This is a genomic window from Cereibacter ovatus (assembly GCF_900207575.1).
Taxonomy (GTDB): Bacteria; Pseudomonadota; Alphaproteobacteria; order Rhodobacterales; family Rhodobacteraceae; genus Cereibacter_A; species Cereibacter_A ovatus.
Map to the genome: position 1 here is coordinate 21,069 of NZ_OAOQ01000017.1, position 20,342 is coordinate 41,410.

A 20,342-nucleotide genomic window follows, 5' to 3' on the forward strand; every position below is an offset into this window, starting at 1 on the left:
AGAGACGCCATGGCCATCGGCGAAGCCGAGCCGGAACCGGCTGCGACAGGCCCGCGCCCGCTTGCGCCGGGGCTGCATTTCGTGGCGACGCCGATTGGTGCCGCCCGTGACATCACCCTGCGCGCCCTTGATATCCTGCGGGCGGCGGATGTGCTGGCGGCCGAGGATACCCGCACGCTGCGCCACCTGATTGAGATCCACGGCATCCCGCTGGCTGGCCGGCCGCTGGTGGCCTATCACGACCATAACGGAGAAGCGGTGCGCCCGCGCCTGATGCGGGCGTTGGAGGACGGCCGCTCGGTTGCCTATGCATCCGAGGCCGGCACCCCGCTGGTGGCGGACCCAGGCTACCAACTCGCCCGTGCCGCAATCGCCGCAGGCCACAAGGTGCTGACCGCGCCGGGGCCCTCGGCGGTGCTGGCTGCGCTGACCGTTTCGGGGATGCCGACGGATCGGTTTCTGTTTGCAGGCTTCCCGCCGCCGACCCAGGCCGCGCGCGCCCGGTTTCTGGCCGAGGTCGCGCATGTCCCGGCAACACTTGTTTTCTACGAATCACCCAAACGCATTAGCCGAACATTAGGGGATATGGTGGAAAGCTTCGGAAACCGGGAGGCGGCTGTCTGCCGGGAACTGACCAAGCGATTCGAGGAAGTGACACGCGGCCGTCTGGTGGATCTGGCGGCAGAATTTTCGGATCGTGCGGTGAAAGGCGAAATCGTGCTGGTGGTGGATCGCGAAGCGCCGGTTCGTGCCGGGCAGGCGGATCTGACGGCGGCGCTTGCTGTGGCGCTGGCCAACATGTCGGTGAAGGAAGCGGCGGCGTCGGTTGCGGCAGACCTGGGGTTGCCGCGGCGCGAGGTGTATCAGGCTGCATTGCGGATGGCGGAGGACGAATGAGCGGAAAGGTTTCCTACCTGGCGGGGCAGGCCGCGGAAGACGCTGTCGCCCGTGTCTATGACCGTTCCGGGCGGTCGATCGCGGCCCGGCGCTGGCGCGGGATTTCGGGCGAGATCGACCTGATTGCCCGTGAAGGCGCCGAGGTCATCTTCATCGAGGTGAAGAAAAGCGTTACCCATGCCGGGGCGGCGGTGCGGCTGTCCCGCCGGCAGATGGACCGGATCTGGGGCGCGGCATCGGAATTTCTGGCCGGTGAGCCTGCGGGACAACTGACCGCCAGCCGGTTCGACGTGGCGCTTGTCGATGGCCATGGCCGCGTCGAGATCATCGAGAACGCCTTCGCGGCCTGATCCGGTTGCAACCGTCCCGGCGCTGCGCCATCAAGGACCGCAGTTGCAGGAGACGCGCATGAGCCTGAAAGTCGCCCTTCAGATGGATCCGATCGGGTCGGTGAATATCGACGCCGACAGCACCTTCCGCATCGCGCTTGAAGCGCAGTCCCGCGGGCACCGGTTGTTCTTTTACACGCCGGATCGGCTGGCCTATGACGATGGTCGGGTAACGGCGCGCGGTTTCTGGATCGAGCTTCGCCGTGAAGTCGGCAACCATGTCAGTTTTGGAGAGGAAACCGAGGTTGATCTGGGCCGGTTCGATGTGGTCTGGCTGCGGCAGGATCCGCCTTTCGACATGGGCTATATCACCACGACCCATATTCTGGAGCTGTTGATGCCCGGGGTTCTGGTGGTCAACGATCCGTTCTGGGTGCGCAATTCGCCCGAGAAGCTTCTTGTGCTGCGGTTTCCCGATCTGATCCCGCCTACGACCATCGCGCGCGATCTGGCCACGATCCGCGCTTTCAAGGAACGGCATGGCGATATCATTCTGAAGCCGCTTTATGGCAACGGCGGGGCGGGTGTGTTCCGGCTTGATCCCAACGACCGCAACCTGTCGTCGCTGCACGAGCTGTTCATCTCGATGAGCCGCGAGCCGCTGATTGCGCAGAAGTTTCTGCCGGCGGTCGAGCGCGGTGACAAGCGGATCATTCTGATCGACGGCGAGCCGATCGGGGCGATCAACCGGGTTCCGCAGGCGGGCGAGACGCGGTCGAACATGCATGCCGGGGGGCGGCCCGAGAAGGTGGGGCTGACCCCGCGAGATCTTGATATCTGCGCCGCCATCGGGCCGGTCTTGCGCGAGAAGGGCCAGGTTTTTGTTGGCATTGATGTGATCGGCGACCATCTGACCGAAATCAACGTCACGTCCCCGACCGGCCTGCAAGAGCTTGAGAGGTTCGATGGCACCAATGGTGCCGCCCGGATCTGGCAGGTGATCGAGGCGAAGCGTCGGGGTGAGGGCTGACCGCTGGAGCGGACCAGCGAATGGATCACCGACGGAGCGTGCAGCAAGACGCTTTCGACGGCCAGCGACGACCGCTAAAGGCGACCAGCAAACCGAGCACCAACGGAGGGTGATCGCGACGACGTGCCCGGGGTGGGGCGGGGCGGCGCTTTGTCCAGCGGCGCCCGGGTCGGGGCGGATGGTGATCGAGAGGTCGCATGGCTGGCGTCAGATCGGCCGAGGCGTCCGGGGCATCCGGCCGGATCGCTGTTGTCATGGCGTCCTGGGCGACAGGCCCCGCAAAGGCATAGTCCCGATCGGGGCACCCCGGCAGCGAGCTGTTGTCAGGGGGTTCGTGGCCGGGCGAGGATGATTCGGTAGCTGACCGCCTCGGCGATGTGGGGCATGCGAACATCGGCCGATCCGTCCAGATCGGCGATGGTCCGCGCCACGCGCAGGATGCGGTGGTAGCCGCGCGCCGACAGCCCGTAGCGGTCGGCCACCCGGCCAAGCAGCGTGCGGCCCTCGGCATCGGGGCTTGCGACCTGTTCCAGCGTATCGCCCTCGGCATCGGCATTGGTGCGTGCCGTTGGATGGCTGGTGTAGCGCAGGCTTTGGATCTGGCGCGCGGCGCTGACGCGGGCCGCGACGGTGGCCGAGCTTTCGCCCGGCTCGCGGGCTTCGATCTCGGTCCAGGAGGTGGGGGGCAGTTCGATCCGGATGTCGAATCGATCCATCAGCGGGCCCGAGATCTTGCCCAGATAATCCTCGCCGCAGGTGGGGGCACGGGTGCAGGCGCGGGCGGCATCGGCAAGGTGGCCGCAGCGGCAGGGGTTGGCCGCCGCGATCAGCAGGAAGCGGCAGGGGTAGCGCAGGGTGGCGTGGGCGCGGGGCACGACGATCTCGCCGGTTTCCAGCGGTTCGCGCAGGGCTTCCAGCACGTCGCGGGCATATTCGGGAAATTCGTCCATGAACAGGACACCGTTATGCGCCACGCTGATTTCGCCCGGGCGGGCGGCGCGTGTGCCGCCGATGATCGCGGCCGAGGTCGCGGTGTGGTGCGGGTAGCGGAACGGGCGCACGCGGCTGATGCCGCCATCGGCCAGAAGCCCTGCCACCGAATGGACCATCGAGGTTTCCAGCGCCTCGGCCGGCGACAGCGGCGGCAGGATGCCCGGCATCCGGCGGGCAAGGAACGACTTGCCGTTGCCGGGCGGGCCGATCATCAGCATGTGGTGCCGCCCGGCCGCCGCGATTTCCAGTGCGCGCCGGGCGCGTTCCTGGCCGCGCACCTCGCTCAGGTCGGGTTGGCCGGGCGGGGGCGGGATTTCGCCGGCCTCGGCCGGGGTGATTGCGGTTCTGCCGGTGAAATGGCGCACCACCTCATCCAGCGAGGTTGCGGCCAGCACCTGTGTTGCCGCGACCCATGCGGCTTCGGCGCCGCAGGCGCGCGGGCAAAGCAGCGTGCGATCCTGTTCCGCCGCCGCAACCGCCGCGGGCAGCGCCCCCGTCACCGGCACAAGACGCCCGTCAAGCGACAGCTCTCCCAGTGCCAGCGTCCGTTCCACGGCGTCGGCGGGCACGATCTGAAGCGCGGCCAGCAGCGCCAGTGCAATCGGCAGATCGAAATGAGAGCCCTCTTTCGGCAGGTCGGCCGGCGAGAGGTTCACCGTGATCCGGCGCGAGGGCAGCGCGATGGACATGGATGCCAGCGCCGCGCGCACGCGTTCGCGGGCCTCGGACACCGCCTTGTTCGGCAGGCCGACGATGGCGAAGGCGGGCAACCCGGCCGAGATCGCGCACTGAACCTCGACGCTGCGGGGCTCGATCCCTTCGAAGGCTACGGTGAATGCTCGCGCGACCATGGCGTTCCCCCTGTCGATCTGACTAGGGGGAACTGGTTGATGAACCGTTAAGGTTTACAGACCCTGCCGTGCGACGGCCGGGGCCGCGCGCTCAGGGCACCAGCAGCGCGCCGCGGGCGCCGATCACATGGGCGGCAAGGCGGGCGCCGGCGCGCACTGCCTGCACCAGCGGTGCGCCGGTCAGATGCGCGGTCAGAAAGCCCGCGTTGAAACTGTCGCCGGCCGCCGTGGTATCCACCACCGCCTTCACCCGTTCGGGTGCGTGCCATTCCGCGCCCGTGGCGCCAAGGGTCAGGATCGGCCCCGCGCCGTCCTTGACCACCACCAGCCCCGCCCCGGCCAACCCCGCGGCAAGGGCGGCCGTGTCCGCCGCCAGCAGCCGGGCGGCGCTTTGCCCGCGCCAATAGGCAAAGCTGCGTTCCCCGTTCGTCAACTCGATCAGGTAAAGCCTTACCGTCCGGTCGGGCAGGCGGGCGATATGGCCGGTGCCCAGACCCGCGGCCTGAAGAAAGGCCAGCATCCGGTTTGAGATCGCATCCGTCCCCACCGTGGTCAGGTAATCCCCCTGCCAGTCGGGCGGCAGGGCGCGGCGCAGATACCATGCCGTGTTCAGCGTATCGCCGGCAAAGCCCATGGCAAAGGTGCCCTTGGCGGTGGGGCCATCTCGATCATGCATTCGCCCATGGCGACGATGCGATGGCGGATCGGATGAAGCGGGCCTGCATCCCCCCGACCCGAGATCTGCGACACGGAGGTGGCGCGCTGGGGCCGGATCGACAGAAAGCCCAGTTTCGACAGCCGATGGAACGCATCGCGCACTGGCTGGCGCGAAACGCCGAACTGTTTGGCCACCTCGATCTCGGACAGTCTGGTGCCCGGCGGCAGGTCCAGTTCGATGATCCGGTCGTGCAGCAGATCGAACACCTGATCGGTGACCGAGGGGCGGGCGGCGGGCCCTGGCGTGGGACGCGTGAACGCATCGGACATGTGCTCTCCGCTGACAGAAATGGCATACCAGAATATTGGTCAGGGGCGGCGAAAGGCTGCCATTTTCCGAACGCTTGACGCTGGAAGGGGGCGGAAGGCAATGGGCTTGCCGGACGCGGATCGGCTGTTTCCGATCGGGGCCGCGCGCGGGGGCTTTGCGGCACGGTGAAGGATCTGCCGATCGTCTTGCCGCATGGCCATACCGATCCGCGGTGGTTTGCCGAGAACCAGCCCGTTTCCGATCCCGCCCGGCTTTTCGTGACGCCGGATCACTTTGTTTTCCGGATGCTGCATTCGCAGGGCGTGCCGCTTGAGGCGATGGGCGTGCCCCGCGCCGATGGTGGCCCGACCGAGACCGACGGCCGCAAGATCTGGCGGGTGTTTGCGCAGAACCATCACCTGTTTCGCGGCACGCCGTCGCGGTTGTGGCTGGATCACGCCTTCTCTACCGCGGCCTTCCGCGGCCAGATGCTGACCGAAATGGCCCGGATGAGCCTTGATGACGGCCTTGTGCTTCAGATCCATCCCGGCGCGTTCCGCACCCATTCCGGCCCGGTGCTGGATCGCTTCGGGCGCGACAAGGGCTTCGACATCTCCCCCCCTCCGCACCGATTATGTCCGCGCTCTGCGGCCGCTTCTGTCGGCGGTGGGGCGTGACCCGCGGCTGACGGTGATCGTGCGCTATGTGATGAACGACAGCCTGCATTGGGCGGAACCCGCGGCCGTCACCATCATGGCGTGGTTCATCTGCCTTGGTGCCGCCGTCGGCGCGCGCGAGGGGTATCACCTGTCCTTCGACGTGCTGCTTTGCTTTCTGCCCCGGCAGGTCGCGCCGTGGCTTCACACTGTTTCGGATCTGTTCGTGACGGGCTTTGGCTTCGGGATGTTCTGGTGCGGCTGGTCGCTGGCGGCGCGGGCCGCGAACGATCTGATGCCCGGCCTTGGCATCAGCCGCGCGTTCGAGATCCTGCCGCTGATCACCGGGGGCGTGCTGCTGGTGAAGCGCATCCTGCGCCGGCTGGCCGGCCTGCACACCGCGCGCTTTGGCGAAGATGCCCCCCCAAGATCCCGAACAGACCCCTGACGTTGGAGCTTTCATCCTTTGCGGAAGTTTCGTCTTCCTTCTGCGGATCGGCACGCCGGTCGCCTTCTGTCTGGGCGTGTCCAGCTTTCTGACCGTGCCTTGCCTTGGGCTGCCGCCGGTGGAGGCTTGCCCGCTGTATCGTCCATCTGGGCCTTGGCGCCTTCTTCCGCGCCCATGGGGCGATCTGTGTCGATAAGGCGATGAAAGCCTCGGGCAGGGACTGGGCCATTCTGGGCGTCAGTCTGCAAACGCCCACCATGCGCGACGCGCGGGCGCCGCAGGGTTTCGTCTATCACGCCGTCGAGCAGGGCCCCGCGGGCGCGGCCCTGCGCCGGGTCAAGGTGGTCCGATCGGTTCTGGTGGCGACGGACGATCCCGAAGCGGGCACCGGGGTGGCGGGGGTCCGCATCACCCGATCGGTTCTGGTGGCGAAGGACGATCCCGAAGCGGTGCTGTTCGCCATGACCGATCCCGCGGTCCGGATGTCAGCCTGACCGTGACCGAAAAGGGCTATGCCACAACCCGGCCACCGGCGCGCTGAACCTCGATCACCCCGCCATCCTGCACGACCTGACCCATCCGCGGCCCCGGTCTGCCCCCGGCTATCTTGTCCGCGCGCTTCAGCGGCGGCGCGCGGCGGGGCAGCGGCCCTTTGCCGTGCTGTGCTGCGACACCCTGCCGGAAAACGGCCGGGTGGTGCGCGGTGTGGTGCTGGATCTGGCCCGCCGGATCGATCCGGGACTTGCCGACTGGATCGCGTCCAAGTGCCGTTTCCCCTCGACCATGGCCGATCCGGTCTTTGCCGCCGTCGTGCGCCGGCTGTGGCGCGATGCGATCATTCCTGCGCTGACGCCCCCGCCGGGGGTGGATCTCTCGGCCCATGCCGAGCAGGTGTTCGCGCGCTAGGCCAACCCCGCGATCCGGCACCGCACATGGCAGACCGCGATGGAAGGCTGCCAGAATCTGCCCCAGCGCATTCTTGGCTGGCGGGCCGAAAATCTTGCCGCGGGGCGGGCGTCGCCGGGGCTGATGCTCGCGGTGGCGGGGTGGATGCGCTATGTTTAGGGCCGCGACGAACAGGGCCGGCCGATCGAGGTGAAAGACCCGCTGGCCGGCGATCTTGCCGCCCGCGCGGCCGAAGGGGTGTCCGCGCTTTGGTCGCTGCGGGCGATGTTTGCCGCGGCGCTGGCCGATGCGCTGATGCCGGGCGTCGTGACGGCGGCCCATGCGCGGCGGATGGCGGTGGGCGCCCGCGGCGCGGTGCAAGAGATTTCCGGGGCGTAACTTCAGCCTTCCCCCGGAAAGGACGAAGGGGGCCCGCGGGCGCCCCTTCCGATTCCGGCCTGTCGCGGCGGTCAGTCCTTTGCGCGCTCGACGTAGCTCAGGTCTTCGGTGTTGATCACGATCCGGGTGCCGGCCGAGATATGCGGCGGCACCATCACCCGCAGCCCGTTGGTGCACATCGCAGGCTTGTAGGACGAGGACGCGGTCTGGCCCTTCACCACGGGTTCGGTCTCGGTGATCTCGACCACCACCTTCTGCGGGAACTCGATCGAGATCGCCACATCGTTGTGGGTTTGCAGATAGACGCGCATCCCTTCGGTCAGGAACACCTTGCCGTCGCCCACCACATCGGGCGAAACCACGACCTGATCGTAGCTTTCCGGCTCCATGAAGTGATAGCCCTCGGCGTCTTCATACAGAAAGTCGTATTCACGCTCGTCGACATTGGCGCGCTCGACCTGTTCGGTGGTCTTCCAGCGTTCCGACACCTTGGTGCCGTCCGAGATCCGGCGCATGTCGACCTGCGTCACCGGCGTGCCCTTGCCGGGGTGGAAGTTCTGGGCGGTCAGAACGACATACAGCCGGCCGTCGATATCGACGACATTGCCCTTGCGAAGGCTTGAGGCGATGACTTTCACGGGTTTATTCCTTGTGATAGGCGAGGGCGCGTCGGAATGCGCGCGGGATTGGCCGTGCGCCTACCCCATTCCCGCCGGAATTTCCAGCCGAAAGCCGCGCCATGCCCGCATCGCCCTGGTGGCAGCCCCACCGCCACGCCGACCGCCGCCCGCTGCTGCTGGCACGAAACCGCATCCAGACCGCGCTGCGCGGCTGGCTGCTGGCCGAGGGCTTTACCGAGGTTGACCCCGCCGCCCTTCAGATCAGCCCCGGCAACGAGGCGCATCTGCATGGCTTTGCCACCGATGCCATCGGCAACGACGGGGCGGCGCGACGGATGTATCTGCACACCTCGCCCGAATTTGCGATGAAAAAGCTGCTGGCGGCGGGTGAAACCCGCATCGCGGCCTTTGCCCATGTCTGGCGCAATCGCGAAAGGGGGCCGCTGCATTCGCCCGAATTCACCATGCTGGAATGGTATCGCGTGGGCGAGAGCTACGAGGTGCTGATGGACGATTGCGCGGCCTTTCTTCGGCTGGCGGCGCAGGCGGCGGGGGCGGATCTGCTGCGCTTTCGCGATGCCACCTGCGATCCCTTTGCCGTGCCCGAACGGCTGTCGGTTGCCGAGGCGTTTCAGCGCCATGCCGGGATCGACCTTCTGGCCACGCTGGACCCTTTGGGCGAACCCGATGCCGCGGCGCTGGCGCAGGCGATGGCGCGGGCAGGGCTGAAGGCCGCGGCGGACGACACATGGTCGGACATGCTGTCCCGCGTTCTGGTCGAAAAGGTGGAACCGCATCTTGGACATGGCCAGCCCACGATCCTTGACCGCTATCCCGCGGCCGAGGCGGCGCTGGCCCGCCGCGCCCCCGATGATCCGCGCGTGGCCGAACGGTTCGAGCTTTATGCCTGCGGGGTGGAACTGGCCAACGGCTTTGGCGAATTGACCGACCCCGCCGAGCAGCGCCGCCGCTTTCAGGCCGAAATGGCCGAAAAGGCCCGCGTCTATGGCGAAAGCTATCCGCTGGACGAGGAGTTTCTGGCCGCGCTGGCGTCGATGCCGCAGGCGAGCGGCATCGCCATGGGCTTTGACCGGCTGGTGATGCTGGCCACCGGCGCCCCCCGCATCGACGAGGTGATCTGGGCGCCAGTGCCGTGACGGGCAGGCGGGCGCGCGGGCTGGTGCGGTCGGTGCCCCGACGGGGGCGGCCTCAGTAGACCAGCCGGCTGGCCGCGCCGAACAGCGGCGTCGTCGCGGCGATCGCCCATGCAAGGACAATCCCCAGACCCAGCCCCACCGTCGCAGGCCCGCTGCGCCGGCCGACCCAGCGCCCCATCAGGCCGAACACCAGCAAAAACAGCAGGAACACCGGCGCCACGGTGAAGGACAGGCCCAGCTTCTGCGGCGCCGCCGCCATCGCCCCGCCAAGCGCGATCAGCGGCACCACCGCCAGCAAGCCCCGGCGCCAGAACCGCGCCCCCTTCGCCAGATGGGCATGTGCCAGCATGAACGGCACCGTCCCCGCCGCCAGAACCGCCATCAAGCCCAGCCGCGGCCCGGTGGGCAGGAAGGCTGCCGCGTAACGATCCATCGCCAGCGCATACAGCAGGCTGCCCGCCAGCAGCAGCGCCAGCGCCGCAGGATCGATCCGCCAGTCCAGCCGGCGGTAATGCGCCAGCAGCGCCAGCTGCACCGCGCCCCAGACCCCGAAGAACAGTGCGATCCGGCCGAAACCGGCAAAGCCCAGCACGGATTCGCCCAAGGCCACGGCGGCCAGCGCGGCGGGCAGCGCGGGTGCCGCCAGCAGGATCAGAAAGAACCGCCAGCCGACCGAGGGCGCCGGGCGCCGGGCCGTGGGCAGCAGCGCCGAGGCAGGCCCGACCAGTGCCACCAGCGCCGTCAGCAACACCACAATCCACGGCCCGGTCACCGCAACCGCACTTGCCCCCGGTGCCAGCCAGTCGCGCAACTCGCGCAGCGTGGTGGGCGACCACAGCACGCCGGCATGGCCGACCCACGGCGCCACCGCGGCGCGGCGCTCGATGCCATCGGCCTTCACGGTCTGGCCTTCCTGCGGGCTGGGGGTGACCTGCGCCAGTGCCTCAAGCGCCACCTCGCGCAGGCGGCCTTCGCGCTGCCCCGACAGGATCAGAAGCCGCGCCGGCGCCTGTGGCGTGATCTCACGCGAAAAGGCCGAGATCAGCGCCACGCTTTTTATCCCCGGCCGCTGGGCGGCGACACGCACAAGGATGTCGGTCGCCATCGAATGGCCGATCAGCGCCGCGGGGCCGCGCAGGCCGGGCAGCGCCTCGGCGGCGTCGATCACCTGAAGCGTCTGGCGCACAAGCTGGACGGTGGTGCCGCTGGAGCCGGCCTCGTTCGGGAAGGCATCGGGCGACATCGGCAGCCGGCTGCGGCCCTGCCCGTGGAAGTCGAAGGCCACCACCGCCATGCCGGCGCGGGCGAGTGTCAGCGACATCGCCTCCATCATCTGGCGCGATCCGCCGAAGCCGTGGGCGATCACCGCCAGCGGCGCATCGCCCGCGGTATCGGTGGCGCGGTAAAGGGTTGCGGGCGTGTCACCCACCGCCAGATCGGTGATGGTTATGCCATGCCGGGCCCGTTCCAGCATCGCCAGCGCGACCACGGCCGCAATGGCGGCGACAAGGGCGATCAAAAGCCTTCTGCGGCGGGCGGCAGGGGACAAGGGCAACCTCCGGAACGGGACGATCCCGAAGGTTGCCCTTGCGAGGCGGCGAAGGTCAAGCCGCCTTTCCGCCGGAAAGCCGCCGCGGACGGCGAAGGGCGGCGACTGTCCGAAGCGTCGGCTCAGGCGGCTTCGAACCGGGGGAACAGAACCTCGTTTTCCAGATGCATGTGATCGACCAGATCCTCGGCGAACTTGCGCACCCCGGCATAAAGCGCGTGCCAGGACCGGCAGGCGCCTTCGGGTGGGGTGAAGCCGCGGGTCAGATGCTCCAGCCGGCGCAACTGCTCGCCATGCCGGTCGTGGTCGTCACGCATCACCGCAATCGGGCCTTCCAGCGTGGGTGCCCCCATCCGCATCATCGGGAACAGGATCTGTTCCTCTTTCTGCATGTGGTCTTCCATCTCGTCGCGCATGTCGTCCAGAAGCAGCATCAGGCCATGGGGCGCCTCGTCATGGTCGCCATGGACGGCCTCGACCTTTTCGGCCAGCGCGATCAGCTCGGCCAGTTCGCGGCGGTGGGTCTCGTGGTAGCGGTCAAGGATATGGGCGATCAGGGCGGGCGTGTCCTGCGGTGCGGTGGCGCCGGCCGCGTCAGCCAGGGCCTGAAGCTCGGCCAGAAGCGTTTCCGGGGCAAGGTTGCGGGTTGTGGCGGCCTCGGCCAGCGTCAGGCCGCCGCCGCAGCAGAAGCTGATGCCATGGCGGCGGAACAGGCCGGCCGCGCCCGGAAGCTGGGCTGCGACATCGCCCACTTCGGCATCGAGGGAAAGGAGAAGGTCGGACATCGGGGCCTCTTGCTTGTCTTGCACCGCGGCCGTCCTAGCCCTGCGGCGGGGCACGAACGTTGCGCGGGCGCACATTGGGGGCGATCGCCGGCCCAAGATGCGACGCAGGGGCCTTTGACGGCGCGGGGGCGCTGGCCTAAGCCCGCGACAGCGAAACGGACCGCGACGGAGGGCACCATGGACGCCGAGGAACTGCGCAAACGGCGGGCGATCATCGAGACCTGCCTTGAGATGAACCGCTCGGGGGTGAATCAGGGCACGTCGGGCAATGTCTCGGTCCGTCATGGCGAAGGGTTGCTGATCACCCCCACCGCCATGGCCTATGAGAGGATGCAACCCGAAGACATCGTCTACATGGCGATGGACGGCACCGTGACCGGCCTGCACAAGCCATCCAGCGAATGGCGCTTTCACCGCGACATCCTTGCCGCGCGCCCCGAAGCCAATGCCGTGGTTCACGCCCATCCAACCGCCTGCACCACGCTGGCGATCCTGAACCGAGAGATCCCGGCCGTCCATTACATGATCGCCGCCGCGGGCGGGCCCACGATCCGGGTGGCACCCTATGCGGTCTATGGCTCGGAAGCGTTGTCGCGCCATGCGGTCGAGGCGCTGAAGGGTCGGCTGGCCTGCCTGCTGGAACATCACGGCATGATCGCCATCGGTCCCAGCCTTGCGCGGACGATGTGGCTGGCGGTCGAGGTCGAGACGCTGGCGCGGCAATACATGGGCTGTCTGCAACTGGGCGAAGTGCGGCTGTTGTCCGACGACCAGATTGCCGAGGTGGCGCAGAAATTCGCAGGCTACGGGCTTCAGGAATAGCGGCCCGAAAATGGCCCCCGGTTGAACGCTGTGGGGCCGATCGCCTTTGCTGTGGGGGTAGCCCGTCACCGGACAGGGCGCCGGTGGAACGCCCCGCGCGCCTTGGCGCCGGGCGCGGATGGGGCGCCCCCTTGTCGGGGGGCGCCCGCAGGATCAGCCGCGCCGAACGGTTTTCAGGCCGGTCAGCATCGGGCGGATCAGATCTTCGCGTTTCCACAGCTTGTAGAAGGCGATGGCGGCCAGATGCAGCACCACAAGCCCAAGGATCACGTTGCCGATCGTCTCATGCAGGCCCACGGCCTTGCGCGACACCCATGACGGCACATACGAGGCCAGCGGCCCGACGTTGATGAAATCATCGGGGTCGGCCACAAGGCCGGTCACCACCTGAAGCATCAGCATCAGCAGGATCGCCACGATGAACAGCCCGCCCAGCGGGTTGTGCCCGCGCCAGTAGGATGGTTTGCGGCGCCATGCCTCGGCGGCGTAGCCAAGAATATCGCGCGGGCCATAGACGAAGTTCGAGAACCGCGCCGGCGCGGGGCCGACCAGCGCCCAGATCAGGCGGAAGGCAAGCAGCCCGAGCACGACATAGCCCGCGTAAAAATGCAGCGTCATGATGTCCGGGCCGAAGTGGCCAAGGCCCCATGCCAGCACCACCGCCGCCGCAAGGGCCCAGTGGAACAGCCGCAGCAGCGGATCCCAGACCTTGACGGTCTCGACGGCGGGTGTGTCGGGGGAATGAGTGTCCGGGCTGCTCATGGCGTCAGTCCTTGGCGCGGAAGTCGTCGTGGCACGACTTGCAGGTGGCGCCGACCTTGCCCACCGCAGCGGCCAGTTCCTTCTGCCCGGCGCCGGCGGCCGGTTCCAGTGCGGCGATGGCCTCGAAGAAGGCCACGCCCTTGGCCTGATAGGCGCTCATGTCCGTCCAGATCGCGGCCTTGGCATGGCTGCCCTTGGCTTCGCCTTCCGCGGTGCCCGCGGCATAAAGATCGCCGGGGTTGTATTTCGTCAGCGCGACAAGGTCGGCGGCATGGGCGGTGGCGGCGGCGGCGTCATAGGGCATCTCGCCCTTGGCCATCGCGGCCAGCGGCCCGAATTCCAGCGCCACAAGCGAGAAATAGCCTTGGCGGGCCTCGACGACCTTTTCGGCATCGGCCGCCATCGCGACAGCGGGAAGGGAGGCCACCAGGGTGGACAGAAGAACTCGTTTCATTGGCTTTTCCTTGCTACAGGCCCGCAACGGGCAGGCGAACGTCACACGGTGACGCAACCGAAATCCGTCGTTGTGGGGGATCATTTCAACTGCGGCGGCTTGCCGCAGGTGGCAAAAGTTGGTGATAAAAACATTTAAAGACAATGCCTTGATATCAGATTTTGAAGTTTGAATATTTTGTCATCCCGGCCGCTTTCGCGCGACGGAAACCGCGGCGGGGTTACAGATAGCTTTGGATCGGCAGGTGGCCCACCACCCACGACACCGCCCGCAGCCGCATGGGCGAGTCCGGCTCGAACCGCACCAGTTCATCGGTCTCGCCGCGGATCACCGACCAGCAAAGCCGCCCCGAGGCCAGCGACAGCCGGTGCGCCTGATCGGGCGCGGTCTCGCGGTCGAACATGGCAGAGAGTTCGGCAAAGACCTCTGGTTCCTCGAACAGAACGCCCAGCTCGGTGTTCATGAAGGCCGACCGCAGATCGAAGTTCAGCGATCCCACCACCGCCTGCCGCCCGTCGATCAGGAACACCTTGGTGTGCAGCAGATCGCGCCGCCCGGTCGGACGGGGCAGGGGGCCGAACTCGAACAGCCGGGCGCCGGCTTGCAGCAGCGGCAGGCGGTAGTGGCGGTAGGCGCCATGGACCAGCACCATGTCGGTCACCGACAGCGCGTTCGTCATCACCGAAAGCCGCACCCCGCGCCGCGCAAGGCCGGCCAGCAGGTCGCAGCCATCGTTGCCCGGCACGAAATAGGGCGTGACAAGGCGCACCTCTTGCTTCGCTTCGCGCAGCAGCGTGTTGATCGCATCCGTCATCCACGGGCCGGATCGGTGCCCCAGCGCCTTGTCGGGCGGATCGGCCAGCAGCGCCACCCGGTCGGTCCAGCGCAGGCGCCCGGTGAACAGCGCCGCGCCGTCACGCCCGTGCATCGTGCGCGCGACGAAACTGCGGGCCGCCCCGGATCGGTTGTGGCGGGCCATGCGGCGGCGGAACGCGGTCATGTTGACCTTGAAGCCGGGCCACAGCGTCAGGATCGGCAGTGCAAGGCCCAGGTTCCAATAGCTGTCGAACAGGCCCTCGACCTCGGTCACCACCGGGCCGGCCAGCATCACATCGGCATCGCGCGACATCGGCCCGCCGCTTTCCACGGCATCGTAATAGGTGTCGCCCACGTTGCGCCCGCCGACGATGGCCAGCCGCCCGTCCGCGATCCAGGCCTTGTTGTGCATCCGTCGGTTGAAGCGCGACAGGCCCAGCAGCATCTCGAACGACCGTCGCGCGATATGGCCGCGGTTGCGGGTCGGGTTGAACAGGCGAACCTCGACATTGGGGTGCTGGTTCAGCGCAAGGAAGGCGCGGTCAAAGCCCTGCACGTTCACATCGTCCAGAAGCAGGCGCACCCGCACACCGCGTTCGGCCGCGGCCAGAAGTTCCTCGATCAGCAGCCAGCCGGTCAGGTCGGTGCGCCAGATGTAATACATCAGGTCAAGGCTGCGCCCCGCCATCCGCGCCGACAGCGCCCGCGCGGCATAGGCGTCGCGGTTCTCGATCAGGGCCAGCAGCCCGGAACGGCCGGGATGGGCGGCCTCGATCGGGGCGAAGATCCGGTCCAGTGCGGTGGCCGGCCCGGTCTTTGGCAGCGCAAGCGTCACCGGGCCGCGGGCTTTGCGCGCGAACCGTCGCCACGAATGAAAGGTCAGCGCCGAAAGCGCGGCGACTACCGCCGCCGCAAGCGCCAGCCAGACCAGCACTCCGGTCCAGCCGTCGATCATGATGCGGCCGCGATGCGATCGGACAGGCGCAGCCGTGCCTTGATCGGCAGATGATCCGAGGCTTTCCGCGCAAGCGGGCTGTCGTGGGTTCCCACATCCAGAAGCTGGCCATGTCGGCAGGTCATCAGGCGGTCAAGCGCAAGGATCGGAAACCGGGAGGGAAAGCTTCTGACCATGACCCCGTCGGTAAAGTGCCGCGCAAGATGGCCCATCGCCGCGCCCGTGCCGCGCCATTCGTTCAGATCGCCCATCAACAGGATGGGCCGGGGGTCGCATTCCTCGATCCGTTCCAGCAGGTGGCGGGTCTGCGCGGCCCGCGACCCGGGCAGCAGCCCCAGATGCGCGGCGATCACGCGCAGCGGGCGCCCGGCCACCGAAAGGTCTGTCATCAGCGCGCCGCGCGGCTCGAACCCGGGCAGGACGATCTTCTGCACCCGTTCGACCGCGGCGCCGCGCACCAGAAGCAGGTTGCCATGCCAGCCATGGGCGCGGCCGCGGTCCTCGATCTCGACCGCCTCAAGGCCGGTCAGATGTTTCAGATGCGGCAGATCCAGAAGCCCAGCCCGGTCTCCGAAACGGCGGTCGGCTTCTTGCAGCGCCACGATGTCGGCGCCCAGTTCGGCGATGACAGCGGCTGTGCGGCCAAGGTCACGGCGGCGGTCGGTGCCCACGCCCTTGTGGATGTTGTAAGAGGCGACTTTGATTTCGACGGAGGTCATCTGCATCTCGCGGGCGGCTTCGGCTTTGTCGCAAGATGGGAATGAGGCGACCGTTCCGAAACCCCCGCCAAGGGCGGGGGTTCCCCCCTTGGCATCGCCGGCCGGCTGCCGGTCAGTGTGTCCTGATCTGCGTGGTCCTGTCGATGGTTTCTTGCCAGATTTCGGTCAGGCGCGCGACCTCGGCAGTGTATTGATCGACGGCCGTTTGCCACCAGACGGCGCGCAGATGGGCCATTTCCGAAAGGTTTCGGCAATGCATCATCTGCTGCTGGGTCTTGACCGTCTCGCACATCCGGTCGGCGCTGAACTGCACCGCCTCATTGGCGATCCGGGTCCAGAACTCCATCACGGCGGTGGGTCCGGTGGCGAAGGCAAAGTCGGTTTTCCACGCATCGCCGGGCGAGGTGGGGGGGGCGTCGGCGACCTGGGGTCTCTTCGGGAAAGTCATCTTGAGAGTCCTTGTCTCGGAGCGTCTGTCGCAGAGGGCAGAGTTTCATCCTGCGGCGGATGCGTCAATGATCATGGTCAACCGGCGGTTCCGGCGGCGCCGCGCCGCGTTGACAGGCGCGCACATCGGGCCAAGCTGGGCATGGTCGAGACGGGGGGCGGGGGGCATCATGCAGGATCAACGCGATGTGGTGCGGTTCCTGTCCGATCCGGCAACCTATGGTGGCCAGCCGGTCGAGGTGGTCGAGACCCATGGCGCGCAGGTGTTTCTGGTCGGCGATACCGCATGGAAGATGAAGCGCGCGGTCCGCTATGATTACATGGACCTGTCGACCCTTGCGCAGCGCCACGCGATGCTGCTGCGCGAGCTGGAGTTGAACCGCCCCACCGCGCCGCAGATCTACCGCGAACTTGTGCCGGTGGTGCGGGGGCCGGGCGGGCTTGCCCTTGGCGGTCCGGGCACGCCGGTCGAATGGCTGTTGCGGATGTGGCGCTTTCCGGCCGGGGACGAGCTTTTGTCGGTGGCGCTGCGCGGCGGGCTGGACGACGGTCTGGCCGCGGCGCTGGGCCATGCGGTGCAGGCGTTCCACCGCGCGGCGCCGCTGCGGCCTGCCGATGGCGCGCATCTGATCGCCGAGATCCTGGACGAGCTGGATCGGGTCTTCGCCGACATGGGCGACGCGCTGGGCGGGCCACGGGTCGCGGCCTTTCATGCCGGGGCGCGGGCGATGCTGGCGCGGGTGGCGCCGCTGCTGACCGCGCGCGGTGCGGGCCATGTCCGGCGCTGTCATGGCGATCTGCATCTGCGCAATCTGGTGCTGATCGACGGCCGCCCGGTGCCGTTCGACGCGCTGGAATTCGACGAGAGGCTGGGCACCTGCGATGTGCTTTACGATCTGGCCTTTCTGCTGATGGATCTGGATCACCGCGGCCTGCTGCGGCCGGCCAACATCGCGCTGGCGGCATGGTTGCTGGATGCCGATGGCGCCGAGGATGCGGGGCTGGCCGCGCTGCCGCTGTTTCTGGCGGTGCGGGCGGCGATCCGCGCCATGGTGCTGGTGCAGACCGACCGCGCGCGGGGGCAGGGCGATTCGGTCGCCGAAGCGCGGCGCTTTCTGGATGAGGCGCTGGCCGCGCTGGCGCCGCCGCCCGCGCGGCTGATCGCGGTGGGGGGGCTGTCGGGCAGCGGCAAGACCGTGCTGGCGCGCGGCCTTGCGCCGATGCTGGGCCTGCCGCCCGGCGCGGTGCATCTGCGCACCGATCTGGAACGCAAGGCCATGGCCCATCAGCCGGAAACCGCGGCCCTTCCCGCCGCTGATTATGCGGCCGGGGCGCGGGGCGCGGTCTATCTGCGGATGCTGGCGCGGGCCGGGGTGATGCTGCGCGCGGGCTGGCCGGTGCTGGTCGATGCGACCTTTCTGGACCCCGCCGACCGTCAGGCCGCGGCCGATCTGGCGGCCCGGCTGGGGGTGCCCTTCACCGGCCTGTGGCTGACCGCCCCGCCCGAGGTGCTGCTGGCCCGTGTCCGCGCCCGGCGCGGCGATGCTTCCGACGCGGACGAGGTGGTGGTCAAGGCGCAACTGGCCCGCGATCCGGGGGCCGGGATCTGGACGGCGCTGGACGCCGCAGGCCCGCCAGCGGCCGTGCTGCAATCCGCGCGGGCCGTGCTGGCGCCCTAGCCCCAGGCCTTGGCCTGCGGGCGGCCCAGGCCCATCAGATCCACCGCACGCGCGGCGATCTGTTCGACGATGGCTTGGACGCTGTCGGGCTTCAGATAGAAGGCGGGCACTGGCGGGGCCACGATGGCGCCCATTTCGGTCACCGCGGTCATGTTGCGCAGATGCGCAAGCGTCAGCGGGCTTTCCCGCACCAGCAGCACCAGCCGCCGCCGTTCCTTCAGCTGCACCGAGGCCGCCCGCGTCAGCAGGTTGTCATCCAGCCCATGCGCGATCGCCGCCAACGACCGCATGGAGCACGGCGCCACGATCATCCCCGCCACCGGCGACGACCCCGAGGCAATGGCCGCGCCCACGTTCATGATCCCATGCACCCGCGTGGCCAGCCCGCGCAGCGCCTCGGGCGCCTCGGGGCCGATTTCCTCGACCAGCGTGCGTTCGCCGGCCTTTGAAATCACCAGATCGATCTCGGCCCCCAGCGCCGCCAGATGCCGGGCCACGGCCGGCGCAAGGGCCGCGCCGGATGCGCCGGATACGCCCAGAACGACCCTCACGATTTGATCCTCAGCTTGGCGAGCAGTTGGTCTGCGAAGGCCTCGGCCTCGGGCGACTGGGCCATGACCTCGCCCCATTCGCGATGGGTTTCGGGGCCGATCTTGTTCGTCGCGTCGATGCCGATCTTGCCCGCCAGCCCCGGCTCGGGCGAGGCGAAATCCAGGTAATCCATCGGGGTCTTTTCCAGGATCATCACATCGCGCGACGGGTCCATCCGGGTGGCCAGCGCCCAGGCCACATCGTCCCAGTCGCGCGGGTTGATGTCGCCATCCACCACGATCACCATCTTGGTGTAGGAAAACTGCGCCAGCATCCCCCACAAGGCCAGCATCACCCGCCGCCCCTGACCGGGATAGCGTTTGTCGATCGAGACGATGGCAATGCGGTAGGAACAGGCCGCGGGCGGCAGGTAAAGGTCGCGCACCTCGGGGATCTGCTGGCGAAAGACCGGCATCGCCAGTTCGTTGAACACCTCGCCGATCACCGAAGGTTCATCCGGCGGGCGGCCGGTGTGGGTGGTCAGGTAGAACGGGTCTTTGCGGTGGGTGATCGCGGACACCCGCATCACCGGGAAATCCTCGACCGAGTTGTAATAGCCGGTATGGTCACCGAACGGACCTTCGGGGGCCATGTCCTCGGGGTGGACCCAGCCTTCCACCACGATCTCGGCATTGGCGGGCACCATCAGCGGCACGGTGCGGCCCTGCACCAGCGGCGTCCGCGCGCCCCTCAGCACGCCCGAGAAGGTCAGTTCCGACACAGGTTCGGGCAGCGGCAGTGCCGCCGACAGCAAAAGCGCCGGGTCGCAGCCCAGTGCAAGCGCCACCGGCATCGGCTGGCCCGCGCGCATCCATGTCCGGTAATGGCCCGCGCCGCCGCGATGCGCCAGCCAGCGCATGATCAGCCGGTCGCGCCCGATCACCTGCGCGCGGTAGACCCCGGCGTTATAGTGCAGCGTGTCTTCGGTGTTGGTGCCATGGGGGCGGGTCAGCACCACCGGCCATGTGACCAGCGGGCCGGCATCGCCGGGCCAGCAGGTCGGCACCGGGATCATGCCCAGATCGACGGCCTGTCCTTCATGCACCACCTCTTGCACCTCGGCCGAGCGCACGACCTTGGCCCGCGTGTTCAGCGCCGCCTGCAACTGCGGCCAGCGCGACAGCGCGTCCCGCATCCCGGCCACCGGCGCGGGCGCCCGCAGCGCGGCCAGAAAGGCGCCCAGTTCGGGGATCTGGTCCAGCGACAGGCCCAGACCCGCCGCCACCCGTTCGCGCGTGCCAAAGAGGTTGGCCACCAGCGGCATGGTGGCGGATGTATCGCGCAACTTCTCAAACCGAAGCACCGGGCCGCCGCCGCGCAGCACCTTCGAGGCCACCGCCGTGGTTTCATGCCGCAGCGAGACCGGATCGGCGATCCGGGCAAGGTCGCCCTGACGGGCGCACCAGTCAAGAAAAGCCCGGAGATCCGGGAAGATGGGCAGGCTGCGCATGAAACCTCACTGTCTTGGGCTTGCGGCCTAGCAGCGCGGGCCGGCCAATTGCTTGACATATATCAATATGGGCCTGCGGCA

23 protein-coding genes and 2 pseudogenes are annotated in these 20,342 nt (G+C 68.1%); 12 read left to right on the forward strand and 13 right to left on the reverse strand.

Annotated elements, in window-relative coordinates; genetic code table 11:
• Positions 1 to 9: 9 nt before the first annotated feature.
• From rsmI to gshB, 3 genes are read left to right on the forward strand one after another with little or no spacing between them, the layout of a single operon-like run.
• Entirely contained in the window at positions 10 to 897 is an 888-nt protein-coding gene (gene rsmI, locus CRO07_RS14630; protein WP_097031416.1) for a 16S rRNA (cytidine(1402)-2'-O)-methyltransferase, read from the forward strand.
• Positions 894 to 1,247 (forward strand): YraN family protein, encoded by a 354-nt coding sequence (locus CRO07_RS14635; protein WP_097031417.1) that lies wholly within the window; start codon positions 894 to 896, stop codon positions 1,245 to 1,247. Before rsmI ends, CRO07_RS14635 begins: the two co-directional genes overlap by 4 nt.
• A gap of 58 nt (positions 1,248 to 1,305) precedes the next feature.
• On the forward strand, positions 1,306 to 2,256 hold the full coding sequence (gshB, locus tag CRO07_RS14640; protein WP_097031418.1) for a glutathione synthase: 951 nt from the start codon (positions 1,306 to 1,308) through the stop codon (positions 2,254 to 2,256).
• A gap of 323 nt (positions 2,257 to 2,579) precedes the next feature.
• On the opposite strand, the gene CRO07_RS14645 is transcribed toward gshB, so the two are convergent.
• The 3 genes and pseudogenes from CRO07_RS14645 to CRO07_RS19490 form a co-directional block, all read right to left on the reverse strand.
• Positions 2,580 to 4,100 carry a YifB family Mg chelatase-like AAA ATPase gene (locus CRO07_RS14645; protein ID WP_097031419.1) on the reverse strand — a complete coding sequence of 507 codons (1,521 nt, stop codon included), beginning with the start codon at positions 4,098 to 4,100 and terminating at the stop codon, positions 2,580 to 2,582.
• Positions 4,101 to 4,191: 91 nt separating this feature from the next.
• Positions 4,192 to 4,784 (reverse strand): annotated as a pseudogene (locus CRO07_RS14650) (PfkB family carbohydrate kinase).
• Positions 4,785 to 4,907: 123 nt separating this feature from the next.
• Positions 4,908 to 5,087 (reverse strand): annotated as a pseudogene (locus CRO07_RS19490) (GntR family transcriptional regulator); the annotation flags it as partial.
• A gap of 165 nt (positions 5,088 to 5,252) precedes the next feature.
• On the opposite strand from CRO07_RS19490, the gene CRO07_RS19495 reads away from it, so the two are divergent.
• The 6 genes from CRO07_RS19495 (at position 5,253) to CRO07_RS19520 (ending at position 7,455) form a co-directional block, all read left to right on the forward strand.
• Positions 5,253 to 5,744 (forward strand): hypothetical protein, encoded by a 492-nt coding sequence (locus CRO07_RS19495; protein WP_235841017.1) that lies wholly within the window; start codon positions 5,253 to 5,255, stop codon positions 5,742 to 5,744.
• Positions 5,734 to 6,171, forward strand: coding sequence for a TRAP transporter small permease (locus CRO07_RS19500; RefSeq protein ID WP_235841018.1), 438 nt, complete (start codon positions 5,734 to 5,736; stop codon positions 6,169 to 6,171). Before CRO07_RS19495 ends, CRO07_RS19500 begins: the two co-directional genes overlap by 11 nt.
• Before the next feature lie 104 nt (positions 6,172 to 6,275).
• Positions 6,276 to 6,665, forward strand: a complete 390-nt coding sequence (locus CRO07_RS19505; RefSeq protein ID WP_407919636.1) for a mannitol dehydrogenase family protein — start codon at positions 6,276 to 6,278, stop codon at positions 6,663 to 6,665.
• A 76-nt stretch (positions 6,666 to 6,741) separates the two neighbouring features.
• Positions 6,742 to 7,077 (forward strand): mannitol dehydrogenase family protein, encoded by a 336-nt coding sequence (locus CRO07_RS19510; protein WP_407919637.1) that lies wholly within the window; start codon positions 6,742 to 6,744, stop codon positions 7,075 to 7,077.
• A 39-nt stretch (positions 7,078 to 7,116) separates the two neighbouring features.
• Positions 7,117 to 7,236 carry a hypothetical protein gene (locus CRO07_RS19515; protein WP_097031424.1) on the forward strand — a complete coding sequence of 40 codons (120 nt, stop codon included), beginning with the start codon at positions 7,117 to 7,119 and terminating at the stop codon, positions 7,234 to 7,236.
• Between the two features lie 30 nt (positions 7,237 to 7,266).
• Entirely contained in the window at positions 7,267 to 7,455 is a 189-nt protein-coding gene (locus CRO07_RS19520; RefSeq protein ID WP_097031425.1) for a hypothetical protein, read from the forward strand.
• Between the two features lie 71 nt (positions 7,456 to 7,526).
• Here the strand turns inward: CRO07_RS19520 and efp are convergent, their stop codons facing one another.
• Positions 7,527 to 8,093: an elongation factor P gene (gene efp / locus CRO07_RS14690; RefSeq protein ID WP_097031426.1), complete on the reverse strand. Its 567-nt coding sequence runs from the start codon at positions 8,091 to 8,093 to the stop codon at positions 7,527 to 7,529.
• A 101-nt stretch (positions 8,094 to 8,194) separates the two neighbouring features.
• Between efp and epmA the strand changes: the two genes are divergently transcribed.
• Positions 8,195 to 9,232, forward strand: coding sequence for an EF-P lysine aminoacylase EpmA (epmA, locus tag CRO07_RS14695; protein WP_097031427.1), 1,038 nt, complete (start codon positions 8,195 to 8,197; stop codon positions 9,230 to 9,232).
• A 52-nt stretch (positions 9,233 to 9,284) separates the two neighbouring features.
• Here the strand turns inward: epmA and CRO07_RS14700 are convergent, their stop codons facing one another.
• Positions 9,285 to 10,781: an alpha/beta fold hydrolase gene (locus CRO07_RS14700; protein ID WP_235841020.1), complete on the reverse strand. Its 1,497-nt coding sequence runs from the start codon at positions 10,779 to 10,781 to the stop codon at positions 9,285 to 9,287.
• A gap of 122 nt (positions 10,782 to 10,903) precedes the next feature.
• A complete protein-coding gene (gene ric / locus CRO07_RS14705; protein WP_097031428.1) occupies positions 10,904 to 11,566 on the reverse strand; it encodes an iron-sulfur cluster repair di-iron protein in 663 nt (220 codons plus the stop codon).
• A gap of 177 nt (positions 11,567 to 11,743) precedes the next feature.
• On the opposite strand from ric, the gene CRO07_RS14710 reads away from it, so the two are divergent.
• On the forward strand, positions 11,744 to 12,388 hold the full coding sequence (locus CRO07_RS14710; RefSeq protein WP_097031429.1) for a class II aldolase/adducin family protein: 645 nt from the start codon (positions 11,744 to 11,746) through the stop codon (positions 12,386 to 12,388).
• Between the two features lie 153 nt (positions 12,389 to 12,541).
• On the opposite strand, the gene CRO07_RS14715 is transcribed toward CRO07_RS14710, so the two are convergent.
• The 5 genes from CRO07_RS14715 to CRO07_RS14735 form a co-directional block, all read right to left on the reverse strand.
• Positions 12,542 to 13,150, reverse strand: coding sequence for a cytochrome b/b6 domain-containing protein (locus tag CRO07_RS14715; protein WP_097031430.1), 609 nt, complete (start codon positions 13,148 to 13,150; stop codon positions 12,542 to 12,544).
• A gap of 4 nt (positions 13,151 to 13,154) precedes the next feature.
• A complete protein-coding gene (locus tag CRO07_RS14720; protein WP_097031431.1) occupies positions 13,155 to 13,604 on the reverse strand; it encodes a c-type cytochrome in 450 nt (149 codons plus the stop codon).
• 220 nt (positions 13,605 to 13,824) lie between these two features.
• On the reverse strand, positions 13,825 to 15,375 hold the full coding sequence (locus CRO07_RS14725) for a phospholipase D-like domain-containing protein (protein ID WP_097031432.1): 1,551 nt from the start codon (positions 15,373 to 15,375) through the stop codon (positions 13,825 to 13,827).
• Complete coding sequence (locus tag CRO07_RS14730; RefSeq protein ID WP_235841022.1) at positions 15,372 to 16,100, reverse strand: endonuclease/exonuclease/phosphatase family protein; 729 nt, start codon at positions 16,098 to 16,100, stop codon at positions 15,372 to 15,374. Before CRO07_RS14730 ends, CRO07_RS14725 begins: the two co-directional genes overlap by 4 nt.
• Positions 16,101 to 16,206: 106 nt before the next feature.
• Positions 16,207 to 16,542, reverse strand: a complete 336-nt coding sequence (locus tag CRO07_RS14735; RefSeq protein WP_235841025.1) for a phasin family protein — start codon at positions 16,540 to 16,542, stop codon at positions 16,207 to 16,209.
• A gap of 169 nt (positions 16,543 to 16,711) precedes the next feature.
• Between CRO07_RS14735 and CRO07_RS14740 the strand changes: the two genes are divergently transcribed.
• A complete protein-coding gene (locus CRO07_RS14740) occupies positions 16,712 to 18,220 on the forward strand; it encodes a bifunctional aminoglycoside phosphotransferase/ATP-binding protein (protein WP_097031472.1) in 1,509 nt (502 codons plus the stop codon).
• Here the strand turns inward: CRO07_RS14740 and CRO07_RS14745 are convergent.
• Both CRO07_RS14745 and CRO07_RS14750 read right to left on the reverse strand, forming a co-directional pair.
• Positions 18,217 to 18,771, reverse strand: coding sequence for a UbiX family flavin prenyltransferase (locus tag CRO07_RS14745; protein ID WP_097031433.1), 555 nt, complete (start codon positions 18,769 to 18,771; stop codon positions 18,217 to 18,219). The genes CRO07_RS14740 and CRO07_RS14745 overlap by 4 nt on opposite strands.
• The gene (locus CRO07_RS14750) at positions 18,768 to 20,261 is read right to left on the reverse strand and encodes a UbiD family decarboxylase (RefSeq protein WP_097031434.1); all 1,494 of its coding nucleotides are present in this window, start codon (positions 20,259 to 20,261) and stop codon (positions 18,768 to 18,770) included. Before CRO07_RS14750 ends, CRO07_RS14745 begins: the two co-directional genes overlap by 4 nt.
• Positions 20,262 to 20,342 lie beyond the last annotated feature (81 nt).

Bases quoted from the DNA above. Each gene is read 5' to 3' on its own strand.
- rsmI (WP_097031416.1), top strand. From the start codon at position 10: ATGGCCATCGGCGAAGCCGAGCCGGAACCGGCTGCGACAGGCCCGCGC.
- CRO07_RS14720 (WP_097031431.1), bottom strand. From the start codon at position 13,604: ATGAAACGAGTTCTTCTGTCCACCCTGGTGGCCTCCCTTCCCGCTGTC.
- CRO07_RS14740 (WP_097031472.1), top strand. From the start codon at position 16,712: ATGCAGGATCAACGCGATGTGGTGCGGTTCCTGTCCGATCCGGCAACC.
- ric (WP_097031428.1), bottom strand. From the start codon at position 11,566: ATGTCCGACCTTCTCCTTTCCCTCGATGCCGAAGTGGGCGATGTCGCA.
- gshB (WP_097031418.1), top strand. From the start codon at position 1,306: ATGAGCCTGAAAGTCGCCCTTCAGATGGATCCGATCGGGTCGGTGAAT.
- CRO07_RS19515 (WP_097031424.1), top strand. From the start codon at position 7,117: ATGGAAGGCTGCCAGAATCTGCCCCAGCGCATTCTTGGCTGGCGGGCC.
- epmA (WP_097031427.1), top strand. From the start codon at position 8,195: ATGCCCGCATCGCCCTGGTGGCAGCCCCACCGCCACGCCGACCGCCGC.
- CRO07_RS14715 (WP_097031430.1), bottom strand. From the start codon at position 13,150: ATGAGCAGCCCGGACACTCATTCCCCCGACACACCCGCCGTCGAGACC.
- CRO07_RS14635 (WP_097031417.1), top strand. From the start codon at position 894: ATGAGCGGAAAGGTTTCCTACCTGGCGGGGCAGGCCGCGGAAGACGCT.
- CRO07_RS14725 (WP_097031432.1), bottom strand. From the start codon at position 15,375: ATGATCGACGGCTGGACCGGAGTGCTGGTCTGGCTGGCGCTTGCGGCG.
- CRO07_RS14730 (WP_235841022.1), bottom strand. From the start codon at position 16,100: ATGCAGATGACCTCCGTCGAAATCAAAGTCGCCTCTTACAACATCCAC.
- CRO07_RS14645 (WP_097031419.1), bottom strand. From the start codon at position 4,100: ATGGTCGCGCGAGCATTCACCGTAGCCTTCGAAGGGATCGAGCCCCGC.
- CRO07_RS14735 (WP_235841025.1), bottom strand. From the start codon at position 16,542: ATGACTTTCCCGAAGAGACCCCAGGTCGCCGACGCCCCCCCCACCTCG.
- CRO07_RS14750 (WP_097031434.1), bottom strand. From the start codon at position 20,261: ATGCGCAGCCTGCCCATCTTCCCGGATCTCCGGGCTTTTCTTGACTGG.
- CRO07_RS14710 (WP_097031429.1), top strand. From the start codon at position 11,744: ATGGACGCCGAGGAACTGCGCAAACGGCGGGCGATCATCGAGACCTGC.